General features: G+C 70.0%; 17 protein-coding genes and 1 tRNA gene. 7 read left to right on the plus strand and 11 right to left on the minus strand.

The annotated features are described in order from the left end of the window. Positions 1-22: 22 nt before the first annotated feature. The 4 genes from bcp to OG580_RS13050 all read left to right on the plus strand — a co-directional run bounded on the left by bcp (position 23) and on the right by OG580_RS13050 (position 2,093). A complete protein-coding gene (bcp, locus tag OG580_RS13035; protein WP_267043838.1) occupies positions 23-490 on the plus strand; it encodes a thioredoxin-dependent thiol peroxidase in 468 nt (155 codons plus the stop codon). A 163-nt stretch (positions 491-653) separates the two neighbouring features. Next, the gene (locus OG580_RS13040; protein ID WP_267043839.1) at positions 654-1,295 is read left to right on the plus strand and encodes an HNH endonuclease signature motif containing protein; all 642 of its coding nucleotides are present in this window, start codon (positions 654-656) and stop codon (positions 1,293-1,295) included. A gap of 59 nt (positions 1,296-1,354) precedes the next feature. After that, on the plus strand, positions 1,355-1,960 hold the full coding sequence (locus OG580_RS13045; protein WP_267043840.1) for an HNH endonuclease: 606 nt from the start codon (positions 1,355-1,357) through the stop codon (positions 1,958-1,960). A gap of 46 nt (positions 1,961-2,006) precedes the next feature. After that, positions 2,007-2,093 (plus strand) — tRNA-Leu (locus OG580_RS13050). Between the two features lie 58 nt (positions 2,094-2,151). On the opposite strand, the gene rdgB is transcribed toward OG580_RS13050, so the two are convergent. From rdgB to OG580_RS13070, 4 genes are all read right to left on the minus strand, one after another. Next, complete coding sequence (rdgB, locus tag OG580_RS13055) at positions 2,152-2,754, minus strand: RdgB/HAM1 family non-canonical purine NTP pyrophosphatase (protein WP_267043841.1); 603 nt, start codon at positions 2,752-2,754, stop codon at positions 2,152-2,154. A gap of 31 nt (positions 2,755-2,785) precedes the next feature. Next, positions 2,786-3,166, minus strand: coding sequence for a hypothetical protein (locus OG580_RS13060; RefSeq protein ID WP_267043842.1), 381 nt, complete (start codon positions 3,164-3,166; stop codon positions 2,786-2,788). Positions 3,167-3,256: 90 nt separating this feature from the next. Then, complete coding sequence (rph, locus tag OG580_RS13065; RefSeq protein ID WP_267043843.1) at positions 3,257-3,988, minus strand: ribonuclease PH; 732 nt, start codon at positions 3,986-3,988, stop codon at positions 3,257-3,259. Between the two features lie 176 nt (positions 3,989-4,164). After that, complete coding sequence (locus tag OG580_RS13070) at positions 4,165-4,437, minus strand: PTS glucose/sucrose transporter subunit IIB (protein WP_267047988.1); 273 nt, start codon at positions 4,435-4,437, stop codon at positions 4,165-4,167. 196 nt (positions 4,438-4,633) lie between these two features. Here OG580_RS13070 and OG580_RS13075 point away from each other — a divergent pair, with 196 nt between their 5' ends. Further along, the gene (locus OG580_RS13075; protein WP_267043844.1) at positions 4,634-5,932 is read left to right on the plus strand and encodes a PTS transporter subunit EIIC; all 1,299 of its coding nucleotides are present in this window, start codon (positions 4,634-4,636) and stop codon (positions 5,930-5,932) included. Positions 5,933-6,219: 287 nt separating this feature from the next. Beyond that, positions 6,220-7,485: a PTS transporter subunit EIIC gene (locus OG580_RS13080; protein ID WP_267043845.1), complete on the plus strand. Its 1,266-nt coding sequence runs from the start codon at positions 6,220-6,222 to the stop codon at positions 7,483-7,485. A gap of 71 nt (positions 7,486-7,556) precedes the next feature. On the opposite strand, the gene OG580_RS13085 is transcribed toward OG580_RS13080, so the two are convergent. Beyond that, positions 7,557-8,309 carry an MBL fold metallo-hydrolase gene (locus OG580_RS13085; protein WP_267043846.1) on the minus strand — a complete coding sequence of 251 codons (753 nt, stop codon included), beginning with the start codon at positions 8,307-8,309 and terminating at the stop codon, positions 7,557-7,559. A gap of 203 nt (positions 8,310-8,512) precedes the next feature. Here OG580_RS13085 and OG580_RS13090 point away from each other — a divergent pair, with 203 nt between their 5' ends. Beyond that, complete coding sequence (locus OG580_RS13090) at positions 8,513-9,019, plus strand: type II toxin-antitoxin system PemK/MazF family toxin (protein ID WP_267043847.1); 507 nt, start codon at positions 8,513-8,515, stop codon at positions 9,017-9,019. A gap of 34 nt (positions 9,020-9,053) precedes the next feature. Here the strand turns inward: OG580_RS13090 and OG580_RS13095 are convergent, their stop codons facing one another. From OG580_RS13095 to OG580_RS13115, 6 genes are all read right to left on the minus strand, one after another. Continuing rightward, positions 9,054-10,004 (minus strand): PLP-dependent cysteine synthase family protein, encoded by a 951-nt coding sequence (locus OG580_RS13095; RefSeq protein WP_267043848.1) that lies wholly within the window; start codon positions 10,002-10,004, stop codon positions 9,054-9,056. A 5-nt stretch (positions 10,005-10,009) separates the two neighbouring features. Further along, positions 10,010-10,288 carry a MoaD/ThiS family protein gene (locus tag OG580_RS13100; protein ID WP_267043849.1) on the minus strand — a complete coding sequence of 93 codons (279 nt, stop codon included), beginning with the start codon at positions 10,286-10,288 and terminating at the stop codon, positions 10,010-10,012. A gap of 99 nt (positions 10,289-10,387) precedes the next feature. Then, the gene (locus OG580_RS36145; protein WP_323182562.1) at positions 10,388-10,504 is read right to left on the minus strand and encodes a putative leader peptide; all 117 of its coding nucleotides are present in this window, start codon (positions 10,502-10,504) and stop codon (positions 10,388-10,390) included. Positions 10,505-10,548: 44 nt separating this feature from the next. Further along, positions 10,549-11,334, minus strand: a complete 786-nt coding sequence (locus tag OG580_RS13105) for an ABC transporter ATP-binding protein (protein WP_267043850.1) — start codon at positions 11,332-11,334, stop codon at positions 10,549-10,551. After that, positions 11,331-12,398, minus strand: coding sequence for an iron ABC transporter permease (locus OG580_RS13110; RefSeq protein WP_267043851.1), 1,068 nt, complete (start codon positions 12,396-12,398; stop codon positions 11,331-11,333). Before OG580_RS13110 ends, OG580_RS13105 begins: the two co-directional genes overlap by 4 nt. Continuing rightward, positions 12,395-13,366 (minus strand): ABC transporter substrate-binding protein, encoded by a 972-nt coding sequence (locus tag OG580_RS13115; protein WP_267043852.1) that lies wholly within the window; start codon positions 13,364-13,366, stop codon positions 12,395-12,397. The genes OG580_RS13110 and OG580_RS13115 overlap by 4 nt, the downstream gene beginning before the upstream one ends. Positions 13,367-13,379 lie beyond the last annotated feature (13 nt).

Consider the following 13,379-nt stretch of genomic DNA (forward strand, 5'->3'; position numbering starts at 1 on the left):
GCGAACACCCCCGAGGAGAGCCATGAGCGAGCGACTGCAGCCCGGCGACACCGCCCCCGCCTTCACCCTTCCCGACGCGGACGGCAACGAGGTCTCCCTCGCGGAGCACAAGGGCCGCAAGGTCATCGTCTACTTCTACCCGGCGGCCCTCACCCCCGGCTGCACGAAGCAGGCCTGCGACTTCACCGACAACCTGGACCTGCTGACGGGCGCGGGCTACGACGTCATCGGCGTCTCCCCCGACAAGCCGGAGAAGCTGGCGAAGTTCCGCGAGAAGGAGAACCTGAAGGTCACGCTGGTCGGCGACCCGGAGAAGACGACCCTGGAGGCGTACGGCGCCTTCGGCGAGAAGAAGCTGTACGGCAAGACGGTGACGGGCGTGATCCGCTCGACGATCGTCGTCGACGAGGCCGGCACGGTCGAGCACGCCTTCTACAACGTGAAGGCGACGGGCCACGTAGCCAAGATCATCAGGGACCTGGGCATCTGAGCCCTGCCTTCATCGGCGCCGAACGGGCCGTACCGCCTTCCGAGGCGGTGCGGCCCGTTCCGTTTATCGGACGCGACAGTACGCGATATGGCGTAACCGTCCGATATTCGGCTCGTTACTCCGTGCGAGGCCACGAACGGGTGGCCGGAGCGGAGGGGGCCCTATGGGGACGAGCGCGTACACGAGGGAGCGGCTCGAAGCGGCGGCGCGGGGAGCGCGGACGCTGACGGAGGCGCTGGAGCGGTTGGGGGTGGATCCGAAGAGCTCATCGCGAAGGTACGTGCGGGAGCGGATGCGGAAGCTGGGGGTGGACATCTCGCACTTCGAGCAGGAGGGGACACGTTGGACCCGTGAGGTCCTGACGGAGGCCGTGGCCGCCTCGACGAACATGTGCGAGGTACTGCGGCACCTCGGGGTGGAGGTCGTCGGCGGGCAGCACACCCACATCAGCCGACGGATCAGGGCGTACGGGATCGACACCTCGCACTTCCGCGCACCCTCCCGGCGAGGCAAGCCTTGGCGCCCCCGAACCCCCGAGGCCCTGCTCATCGAGCAGACCGGCCCGCAGACCCGACGCGTCCCGAGCGACCGCCTCGCCTGGGCGATGGCGGAGTCCGGGGTGCGGAAGCAGTGCGCGATGTGCGGGACCGAGGCCGTGTGGCGTGGCCGACCGCTCCCGCTGGAGATCGACCACGTCGACGGCGACTGGCGCAACAACCGCATCGAGAACCTGCGGTTCCTCTGCCCGAACTGCCACTCGACGACTGACAACTACCGGGGGCGCGGCAGGAGGCGGACCTCGTGACCAACGGCCCGCGATACACCCGCGAGCGATTGACCGAAGCCGCCGCGCAGTGTTCGAACATGGACGAGGTAGTCGCCTTCTTCGACTCGCAGCCCTACGACAAACTCCGCCGCTATCTGCTGAAGCGCTTCGCCCACTACGGAATCGACATCTCACACCTCCACAGTCCGAGACGGCGCGGGGCGCAGCCTCCTCGCCCAGAGCCGGACGAGCTGCGGCAAGCTGTCGCCCAGGCCAGCTCCGTAGCCGGCGCTCTCCGCATCCTGGGTAGGCCCTGCACCGGGCAGATGCGCGGCCTGTTCCATCAGTGGACCGAGGCCGATGACCTAGACACGTCCCACTTCTTGGGGCAGGCGCACCAGCGAGGAAAGCAGGGACCCACTCCGGTGAAACGGCCCGAGGACATTCTCGTCCGCCATGTCCGGGGGCGCCGGACCAGAACTCACCTGCTGCGTCGAGCACTCCACGAGTCCGGCGTCCCCGAGGAGTGCGCCGACTGCGGCGTCGGCGCCGAGTGGCTCGGCAAGCCCATGACTCTGGAGGTCGACCACACCAACGGGGACTGGGGCGACGACCGGATCGAGAACCTGCGGCTCCTCTGCCCCAACTGTCACGCGACCACGAGCACCTGGTGCCGAGGAGGTAAGCGGTCGGCCCGGAGCTAGCGCACCCTGAACGCTGCAGCCGCCCGCCCGCTACCATGGCAGGCAGGCGGCCGTAGCCAAATCGGTATCGGCGGGTGTTTTAGGGGCATCTGGGAGAAATCCTGTGTGGGTTCGAATCCCACCGGCCGCACCAACCTGGCAATCGAAGGCCCGGTTCGCATCACCAGGCGAACCGGGCCTCGCCGTACCCCTCAGCCCAGCAGCTCCCGTACCACCGGTACCAGCGCCCGGAACGCCTTGCCTCGGTGGCTGATCGCGTTCTTCTCCGCCGGGGAGAGCTGCGCGCACGTGACCTCGTGGCCCTCCGGCTGGAGGATCGGGTCGTAGCCGAAGCCGTTCGTGCCGGTCGGGACGTGGCGGAGGGTGCCCCGCATCTGTCCCTCGACCACGCGCTCCGTGCCATCCGGGAGGGCGAGGGCCGCCGCGCAGGCGAAGTGGGCCCCTCGGTGCTCCTCCGCGATGTCGGACAGTTGGGCAAGCAGCAGGTCCAGGTTCGCGCGGTCGTTGCCGTGGGTGCCGGCCCAGCGGGCCGAGAAGATGCCGGGGGCGCCGTTGAGGACGTCGACGCAGAGGCCGGAGTCGTCGGCGACGGCCGGGAGGCCGGTGGCCTGGGCCAGGGCGTGGGCCTTGAGGAGCGCGTTCTCGGCGAAGGTGACGCCGGTTTCCTTGACGTCGGGCACGTCGGGGTACGCGTCCGCGCCGACGAGTTCGAGGTCGAGGCCCGCGTCGGCGAGGATCGCGTGGAGTTCGGTGATCTTGCCCGCGTTGCGGGTGGCGAGGATCAGACGGGTCATGTCACCGATTATCGGGGGTCGGTGCGAGCCGTCAGCCCGGGGTGCAGACCTTGGCGACTTCGCCGGCCGCGTCGGTGATCGGCTGGATGTCGGGGGTCGCGTCGCCGTTCTTCACGGCGGTACGGACGGACTCGACGCCCTTCGTGAGGTCGTCGACCGCCTTCGCGAGGTCGGCGTTGTCCGTGGTGTTCTTGAGGTTGCCGAGCTCGGTGGAGATCGAGTTGAGGGACTCCTCGATCTGCGTCGGGTCGTTCGAGGCGTTGGATACGGCCTGCTGGAGCTTGTCGACCGACGTGGCTATCGCGTCGGCGGTCTTGACGCAGTCCATGGCGGTGTCGAGGGCTCCGCAGCCGCTCAGGACGGTGGTCAGTGCGGCGGCCGTGGCCACGGCGAGTGCGAGACGGCGCTTCAAGGCATCCCCCAGATACAGACAGACGAACAGACGGACGGGCGGGCGCACGGAGCTTATCCGTGTGCCCGCCCGTCATGACGCAGCCAGGTGTCAGAGGGTTCCTTCGAGGGCCTTGCGCTGGATCTCGGCCAGTTCGGCGCAGCCTCCGGAGGCCAGGTCGAGGAGGGCGTTGAGCTCCTTGCGGTCGAAGGGCTCGGCCTCGGCGGTGCCCTGGACCTCGACGAAGCGGCCGTCGCCGGTGCAGACGACGTTCATGTCGGTGTCGGCGCGGACGTCCTCCTCGTAACAGAGGTCGAGGAGGGGGACGCCGTCGACGATGCCGACGGAGACGGCTCCGACGGTGCCGACGAGGGGCTGGCGGCCGGCCTTGACGAGCTTCTTGCCCTGGGCCCAGGCGACGGCGTCGGCGAGGGCGACGTAGGCGCCGGTGATGGCGGCGGTGCGGGTGCCGCCGTCGGCCTGGAGGACGTCGCAGTCGAGGACGACGGTGTTCTCGCCGAGGGCCTTGTAGTCGATGACGGCGCGGAGCGAGCGGCCGATGAGGCGGGAGATCTCGTGGGTGCGGCCGCCGATCTTGCCGCGGACGGATTCGCGGTCGCCGCGGGTGTTGGTGGCCCGGGGCAGCATCGAGTACTCGCCGGTGACCCAGCCTTCGCCGCTGCCCTTGCGCCAGCGCGGGACGCCCTCGGTGACGGAGGCGGTGCAGAAGACCTTGGTGTCGCCGAAGGAGATGAGGACGGAGCCCTCGGCGTGCTTGCTCCATCCGCGTTCGATGGTGACGGGGCGGAGCTGTTCGGGGGTACGGCCGTCGATTCGAGACATGGGTCGAGGGTAGCGGGACAAGAGGGAGGGGCCGTTCTCCCGCCGTTCTCTCGCGACTCTCTCGCGGCTCTCCCGTGACCGGGGGCCCGTTCATGACGAAGGGCCCGTTCCCCTGCCGGAACGGGCCCTTCGTCGATGCGGGTCGGCCGAGGTGAGTCAGCCGCTCGCATCAGGTCTCACATCAGGTCTTCGATCTCCGCGGCGATCGGGTCCGCGTCGGTGCCGATGACGACCTGGATGGCGGTGCCCATCTTCACGACGCCGTGGGCGCCGGCGGCCTTGAGCGCGGCCTCGTCGACGAGCGCGGGGTTGACGACCTCGGTGCGCAGGCGGGTGATGCAGCCCTCGACCTCTTCGATGTTGTCGATGCCGCCGAGCCCGGCGACGATCTTCTCAGCCTTGGTGGCCATGTGTTTCTCCCTGTCCGTTCCGTTCGCGCGAGCGCGAATCTCGGCGCACCTGCGGTCCGCTTTGTCACGGTAACCCACGGTTGGCCCAACTTCGCGAGCGAGTGCCGCCGTTCTGCCGAATGATGACGATCACCGGCGGCCTGTCCTCAGCGGGCTCCCGGAGCCTACCGCAACTGGTCTACACCAGTGCGCAACGGAATGCGGACCCGGCTTGTTCCGGGCAGGGAGGACGCCGATGAGTACGGAAAGCGCCGCGGCAGCGCCGAAGAAGCCCGTGTGGAGCGGACTCTTCCAAGGGCTGCAGAAGATGGGGCGCAGTCTCCAGCTCCCCATCGCCGTGCTGCCCGCGGCGGGCATCATCAACCGGCTCGGGCAGCCGGACGTCTTCGGCGCGGAGGGTCTCGGCTGGGACAAGGTCGCCGCGGTGATGGCGGGCGCGGGCGGCGCCCTCCTCGACGGCAATCTCGGCCTGCCGCTGTTGTTCTGCATCGGTGTCGCGATCGGCATGGCGAAGAAGTCGGACGGCTCGACCGCGCTCGCGGCCGTCGTCGGCTTCCTCGTCTACTACACGGTCCTCCGTCAGTTCCCGAAGGACTGCCCCCCGGGTACGAGGGACATCGGCGGCGGCTGCCTGGCGCCCGGGGAGGCCTTCGCCGCCTACACGTACCAGAACCCCGGCGTCTTCGGCGGCATCGTCATGGGTCTGCTCACCGCGTACCTGTGGCAGCGGTACCACCGGACGAAGCTGGTCGACTGGCTGGGCTTCTTCAACGGCCGCCGACTCGTCCCGATCATCATGACGTTCGTGGCGATCGCGTTCGCCTCGCTCTGCCTGTGGGTCTGGCCGCCGATCGGCGACGCCCTGGAGAACTTCAGCGACTGGCTGGTCGGCCTCGGCGCCTGGGGCTCCGGCATCTTCGGCGTGGCGAACCGTGCGCTGCTCGTCATCGGCCTGCACCAGTTCCTGAACGTGCCGATCTGGTTCCAGTTCGGCACGTACGAGAAGCCGGACGGCTCGGTTGTCCATGGCGACATCCCCATGTTCCTGGCGGGCGACCCGAACGCCGGCCAGTTCCTGACGGGCTTCTTCCCGATCATGATGTTCGCGCTGCCGGCGGCGGCGCTCGCGATCACCCACTGCGCGAAGCCGCACCGCCGCAAGGAGGTCGGGGGCCTGATGCTCTCGGTGGCGCTGACCTCGTTCGTCACGGGCATCACCGAGCCGCTCGAGTACTCGTTCCTCTTCATCGCGCCGGTGCTGTACGCGATCCACGCCGTCCTCACGGGCGTGTCGATGGCCGTGACCTGGGCGCTCGGCGTGAAGGACGGCTTCAGTTTCTCGGCGGGTCTGATCGACTACGTGATCAACTGGGGCCTCGCGACGAAGCCGTGGATGATCATTCCGATCGGTCTCGCCTTCGCGGTCGTGTACTACGCGATCTTCCGGTTCGCGATCACCAAGTTCAACCTCCAGACGCCCGGCCGCGAGCCGGACGAGGTCGGGGACGAGATGGAGCGGGAGAACATCAAGTAGCGCTGCGGTCACCCTGCAGAGGGCGACCGATTCGGGGCTTTCGACCCCCTCGTAAGCCCTGCGCAAGGCCCCTGGACCTGACGGTCCGGGGGCCTTATGTCGTGCATTTCCGGCTATGGCTGAGCCCACAAAATTCGCAGGTTCCTTATCTAAGTCTCACGTGCTAAAACTGGTCTACACCACTGATTGGTGTAGACCACGCGGTCCAGACCACCGCGTTCCACGAGACGTCGCCTCCCCCCGTGTTCACCATCCCTGGCGGCGCCTTGCCTTACTGGAGGAAGTTGATGAGTACGGCCACCGCCCAGGCCGCCGCTCCCGCGAAGAAGCGCGGATCCGGCCTGTTCCAGGGCCTGCAGAAGGTCGGTCGCAGCCTGCAGCTGCCGATCGCCGTTCTGCCGGCCGCGGGTATCTTGCTCCGTCTCGGCCAGCCCGACGTCTTCGGCGCCGACGGCCTCGGCTGGGACAAGGTCGCCTCTGTCTTCGCCACCGCAGGCGGCGCGGTCTTCGACAACCTGCCCCTGCTGTTCTGCATCGGCGTCGCCATCGGCTTCGCCAAGAAGGCGGACGGCTCCACGGCTCTGGCCGCGCTCGTCGGCTTCCTGGTCTACAGCAACGTGCTGAAGGCCTTCCCCGTCGCCGAGGCCGTCATCAACACGACCGCCAACAAGGGCGTCGACGTCGCCGCGAAGTACAACAACCCGGGTGTCCTCGGCGGCATCCTGATGGGTCTCATCGCGGCCGTCCTGTGGCAGAAGTTCCACCGGACCAAGCTCGTCGACTGGCTCGGCTTCTTCAACGGCCGCCGCCTCGTCCCGATCATCATGGCCTTCGTCGGCACCCTCGTCGGTGTCGTCTTCGGCCTGGTGTGGGAGCCCATCGGCAACGGCATCTCGAACTTCGGCGAGTGGATGACCGGCCTCGGTGCCGGTGGCGCCGGCCTCTTCGGCCTCATCAACCGCGCGCTGATCCCGGTCGGCATGCACCAGTTCGTGAACACCGTCTCCTGGTTCCAGATCGGTGACTTCACCAACGCGGCCGGCGAGGTCGTCCACGGTGACCTGAACCGCTTCTTCGCCGGTGACCCGAGCGCCGGAATCTTCATGTCCGGCTTCTTCCCGATCATGATGTTCGGCCTCCCGGCCGCCGCGATCGCCATCGCCCACGCCGCTCGCCCCGAGCGCCGCAAGGCCGTCATGGGCATGATGCTCTCCCTCGCGCTGACCTCCTTCGTCACCGGTATCACCGAGCCGATCGAGTTCACCTTCATGTTCATCGCGCCGGTCCTCTACGCGATCCACGCGGTCCTGACCGCCGTCTCGATGGCCGTCACCTGGGCCTTCGGTGTCCACGCGGGCTTCACCTTCTCCGCCGGCGGTATCGACTACCTGCTCAACTGGAACCTCGCGACCAAGCCCTGGCTGATCATCCCGATCGGTCTCGTCTTCGCGGCGATCTACTACGTGGTCTTCCGCTTCGCGATCGCCAAGTTCAACCTCCCCACCCCCGGTCGCGAGACCGACGAGGAGCTCGAGGACCTCACCAAGGCGTGATCCTCACCCGCACGAAAGGGAAGGCCCCGGAACCGACAGGTTCCGGGGCCTTCCCCGTATGTACGGAGGCGTCAGATCTCGTAGACCGCGCCCGGCCGCGCCAGCTCCGACGGGCCCGTGTACACCTCGCGCGCGTCCCGCAGGTTCTGTTCGCCGTCCGTCCACGGCGGGATGTGGGTGAGGACCAGCCGGCCCACATCGGCCCGGGTCGCCTGCGCCCCGGCCTCGCGGCCGTTGAGGTGGAGGGCCGGGATGTCCTCCTTGCCGTGGGTGAAGGAGGCCTCGCAGAGGAAGAGGTCGGTGCCCTCGGCGAGCTCGTGCAGCGCCTCGCAGACCCCGGTGTCACCGGAGTACGTGAGCGAGCGGCCGCCGTGCTCGATGCGGATGCCGTACGCCTCGACCGGGTGGCACACCTTCTCCGTACGGACCGAGAAGGGGCCGATCTCGAAGGAGGCGGACTTCAGCGTGCGGAAGTCGAAGACCTCGCTCATCGAGGTGGGCGAGGGGGTGTCCGCGTACGCCGTGGTCAGCCGCTGCTCGGCGCCCTCCGGTGCGTAGACGGGGATCGCGTCGCAGCGTCCGCCCTCGTGCCGGTAGTAGCGGGCGACGAAGTACCCGCACATGTCGATGCAGTGGTCCGCGTGCAGATGACTGAGGAAGATCGCGTCGAGGTCGTACAGACCGATGTGTCGTTGCAGCTCGCCGAGGGCGCCATTGCCCATGTCGAGGAGCAACCGGAAGCCGTCGGCCTCGACGAGGTAGCTCGAACAGGCCGAATCCACGGATGGGAACGACCCGGAGCAACCGACGACGGTGAGCTTCATGGAGCGTGAACCTCCGTGGACGGGTGCGGAAAGCGCGCTGAGGGAGGGGGAGGCTGTGCGGTCTGTCGAGCGTAAGGCGCACCTGGGCCTGTCGCTCCTTCGTGGCGGCCCGTTGTGGGCGAACTCACGGGCTCTGTCACCGGTTCGGATGGATGGCGGGCCGTCACGGCGGAGTGGGCCGCGCGCCGGTACGGTCTTGAGGTATGGACACGTCATGGTGGCCCGCGCTGGTCGCGGTCGTGGTGATCGCGCTGGTCGTGGCGGTCGCCGGCGGACGGAAGCGTTCGTCGGGGAGGCCCTCGGGCCGGAGGCCTTCGGGGCGGCAGCCCTCGGGAAGGCGCCCTTCGGAGCTGACTCGGCCGCCCGGCAGGCCGTCGGGGCCGCGGAAGGCTCCGTCGCGGCTGCCGCGGGCGGGGGAGATCTGGTGGGCCGACGTGCCCTTCGAGGACGGGCCCGGTTCGAAGGACCGGCCGTGCCTGGTGCTCTCGCTCCGGGGTGACAGCGTGCTCGTCGCCAAGATCACCAGCAAGTACCACGACGAGCGGCCGGGGGTGATCCCGCTGCCGCCGGGGGCGGTGGGCGACGCTCAGGGGCGGCCGAGCTTCCTGGAGACGGACGAGCTGCGGGACGTGCCCGTGGTGGGCTTCCGCCGGAAAGTGGGAACGGCGGACCCGGTCGTGTGGGACCAGGTCCGCCATCTGGCGCGCTGACGTCGTACGGGCCCGCGGGTGCGGGTCCGGGCGGCTACGCCCAGAGCTGGCCCTGGACCGTCTCGATCGCCTCTTCCGTCGTCGCGGCCGTGTAGAGGCCGGTCGACAGGTACTTCCAGCCGCCGTCGGCGACGACGAACGCGATGTCGGCGCTCTCGCCGGCCTTGACCGCCTTGTTGCCGACGCCGATGGCCGCGTGCAGGGCGGCGCCCGTCGAGACGCCCGCGAAGATGCCCTCCTGCTGGAGGAGTTCGCGGGTGCGGGTGACCGCGTCGGCCGAGCCCACCGAGAAGCGGGTGGTGAGGACGGAGGCGTCGTACAGCTCGGGGACGAAGCCCTCGTCGAGGTTGCGCAGACCGTAGACCAGGTCGTCGTAGCGCGGTTCGGCGGCGACGATCTTGACGTCGGGCTTGTGCTCGCGCAGGTAGCGGCCGACGCCCATGAGCGTGCCGGTCGTGCCGAGGCCGGCGACGAAGTGCGTGATGGAGGGCAGGTCGGCGAGGATCTCGGGGCCCGTGGTGGCGTAGTGGGCGCCCGCGTTGTCCGGGTTGCCGTACTGGTACAGCATCACCCAGGACGGGTTCTCGGCGGCGATCTCCTTGGCGACGCGTACCGCCGTGTTCGACCCGCCCGCCGCGGGGGACGAGACGATCTCCGCGCCCCACATGGCGAGCAGCTGGCGGCGCTCCTCGCTGGTGTTCTCGGGCATGACGCAGACGATGCGGTAGCCCTTGAGCTTGGCGGCCATGGCGAGGGAGATGCCGGTGTTGCCGCTGGTCGGCTCCAGGATGGTGCAGCCAGGCGTGAGCCGGCCGTCCTTCTCCGCCTGCTCGATCATGTGGAGCGCGGGGCGGTCCTTGACCGAGCCGGTCGGGTTGCGGTCCTCCAGCTTCGCCCAGATACGGACGTCGTCCGAGGGCGAGAGCCGGGGGAGGCGGACCAGCGGCGTGTTGCCGACCGCCGCCAGCGAGGAGTCGTAGCGCATGTGGATCAGACCATGCCGCCGGCGACGGCCGGCAGGATCGTGACGCTGTCGCCGTCGGTGAGCTTGGTGTCGATGCCGTCGAGGAAGCGGACGTCCTCGTCGTTCAGGTAGACGTTGACGAAGCGGCGGAGCTTGTCGCCGTCGACGATGCGGGCCTCGATGCCGGTGTGGCGGGACTCCAGGTCGGCGAAGAGGTGAGCGAGGGTCTCGCCGCTGCCCTCGACGGCCTTGGCGCCGTCGGTGTAGGTGCGGAGGATGGTGGGGATGCGGACCTCGATGGCCATGGCGTGGGCTCCTGTCGGAAGTGGCGTGATCGGCGCGTGGCGGGGGCCCCCGCGCGGAGGGGGGTCGTGCGAGAGGTGCGCTCGGTGTGCGTGGGTCGCTCAGAGCGCAGCGCGGGGCGTACACATCGCGCTGGCGAGGCGGCACAGGTCGACGTGCAGGCGCGCCACGAGCAGGGGTGTGCCCGGGGTCTGTTCGCTCACGTCATGGGAAACCATGGGCTCATCGTATCGATTCCCGGTCCGGGTTTCGGAATGTGATCTCACATGGTGGATAGTTTCTGACCGCCTGCCGGACTGTGCAGGTAGACGACGGTCGGGCTGCCGCTCCTCGGATGCGGAATGACCTCGGCGTCCACCCCGTAGACGGCGTCGAGGAGGTCCGGGGTGAGGACCTCGGCGGGGGTGCCGCCGGTGACGACTCTCCCCCGCTCCAGGACGTAGAGACGGTCGCAGTACGCCCCCGCCAGGTTGAGGTCGTGCAGGGCGAGCAGGTTGGTGGTGCCCAGGGTGCGGACGAGGCGGAGGACGTCCAGCTGGTGGCGGATGTCCAGGTGGTTGGTGGGCTCGTCGAGGACGAGGAGGGCCGGGTCCTGGACGAGGGCGCGGGCGACCAGGGCACGTTGGCGTTCGCCGCCGGAGAGGGTGGGGTACGCGCGGTCGGCGAGCTCGGTGAGGCCGACGCGGGCGAGGGCGGCGTCCGCGCGCTCGTGGTCGGCGCCGGTGTCGCCCTCCCAGAACCGTTTGTGCGGGGAGCGGCCGAGGGCGACGAGTTCGCGGACGGTGAGTTCGAACTCGGTGGCGCTGTCCTGCGTGACGGTGGCGACGCGGCGGGCGCGGGCCTTGGGGCCGAGGGCACGGAGATCGTCGCCGTCGAGCGTGGCCCGTCCCTCGGTGGGGGTGAGGGTGCCGTAGACGCAGCGCAGGAGGGTCGTCTTGCCGCTGCCGTTGGGGCCGATGAGGCCCACGGTCTCGCCGGGGTGGACGGTGAGGTCGACGGAGCGGAGGCGTTCCTCGTACGAGAGTCCGTGCAGCCGGAGTTCGGTCACAGGGGTGCTCCTTCGGGACGGCGGCGCATCAGCCAGAGGAAGAACGGGCCGCCGGTGAGCGCGGTGAGGACGCCGACGGGGATGTCCTGGGGTGCGGCGACGGTCCGGGCGGCGAGGTCGGCGAGGACGAGGGCGAGCGCCCCGCCGAGCGCGGCGACGGGGAGGAGGCGGCGGTGCGGGGCGCCGACGGCGAGCCGGGCGGCGTGCGGGGCCATGAGGCCGATGAAGCCGACGGCTCCGCTGGCCGCGACCATGACGGCGGTGACGAGGGAGGCGAGGACGAAGACGGCGGCGCGGAAGCGGGCGGTGTCCAGGCCGAGGACGGTGGCGCCCTCCTCGCCGACGAGGAGGAGGTCGAGCGGGCGGGCGAGGGTGAGGAGGACGCCGACGCCGAGGGCGAGGACGACGGCGGGTAGGACGAGGGTGTCCCAGCGGGCGCTGCCGAGACCGCCGAGGGACCAGTACAGCGCCTCCTGGAACTGCTCGGGCCGCCCGGCGACGACCAGCAGGAGGGTGGCGAGGGCGGAGAGGACGTACGAGACGGCGACGCCGGCGAGGACGAGCCGGGCGCCGGTCATGGTCCCGCCGCGGCGCGCGAGCCCGTAGACGAGGACGAGGGCGAGGAGGGCGCCGGCGAAGGCCCCGCCGGGCAGGGCGATGGTCGTCGTCACCCCTCCCCCGATGCCCAGGACCAGGACGAGGACGGCGCCGGCGGAGGCGCCGGAGGAGATCCCGAGGAGGAAGGGGTCGGCGAGGCGGTTGCGGACGAGGGCCTGGAGGACGGCGCCGACGACGGCGAGCCCGGCGCCGACGACGACGCCGAGCAGGACCCGGGGCAGTCGGACGTCGAGCACGATCGTCCGGTACGGGGAGGGGGCGGCCCGCCCGGTCAGGGCGTCGAGCACCTGGCCGGGCGGGATGCGGACGGACCCGAGGGCGAGGGAGGCGAGGCCGGCGGCGGCGAGGGCGAGGGCGAGGCCGGTGACGACGAGGGCGTACCGGACGGGGCGTGCGGGGGCCGGGGCCCGGACCGGAGTCCGGGCCCTGTCGAGGACCGCGGTCACCGGGCCGGGTGGAGCTGGGCGGCGAGCTTGTCGACGGCGGCGGGGACGCGGACGCCGAGGACGGTGTCGGAGAGGGGCATGACGGCGAACCGGCGGTTCTTGATCGCGGGCACGTCCTTGAGGGCGGGGTCGTCGAGGAGCCGCTTCTTCTTCTGCTCGACGGTGGTGGTGCCGTAGTCGTAGATGACGATGACGTCGGGCCGCCTGTCGACGACCTGCTCCCAGGTGGCGTCGCCGAAGGCCTTGTCGAGGTCGGCGAAGACGTTCCGGCCGCCGGCCCGGGTGATGAGCTCGTCGCCGATGCCCTTGCCGCCCGCCGTGAACGCGGTCTTGTCGCCGCTGTCGTAGACGAAGACGGAGACGGGCGGGGTGCCCTTGAGGCGCTTCTCGGTGGCGGTGACGGTGGCGCGTGCCTCGCGGGTCCAGGTCTCGGCCCGGTCGGGGACGCCGAACGTCCGGCCGATCTCGTGGACTTCGCGGTAGAGGTCGTCGAGGGAGGTCGAACCGGAGGGGCAGTACTCGATGTTGAGGCGGGTCCCGATGCCGGAGCGCTTGAGGTCGTCGCGGCCGCGGCCGTCCTTGGCGTCGAAGGCGGAGGCGTAACCGCCGTACACGAAGTCGGGGTCGGCGGCGAGGAGGGCCTCCTTGGAGGGGTACTCCTTCGCGAGGACGGGGACGGAGTCGTAGGCCTTCTTGTACGCGGGGAGGATCGCGTCGTCGAGGTAGGCGGTGCCGGCGAGCGACTTCTCCAGGCCGAGGGCGAGCATGATCTCGGTGACGTGCTGGTTCATGGTGACGACGCGCTTCGGCGGGGCCTGGTAGGTGGCCTTCACGCCGCAGTTGTCGACGGTGTACGGGAATCCCGGTGCGGGCTTCGCCGAGGGGGCGGGCTCCGAGGGGGCCGAGCAGGCGGCGAGGAGCGGGACGAGAGCGAGCGCGGGCAGCAGGGCGCGGCGGGGCCGGGTCATGACGGAATGCCTC

Source organism: Streptomyces sp. NBC_00094 (assembly GCF_026343125.1).
Taxonomy (GTDB): Bacteria; Actinomycetota; Actinomycetes; order Streptomycetales; family Streptomycetaceae; genus Streptomyces.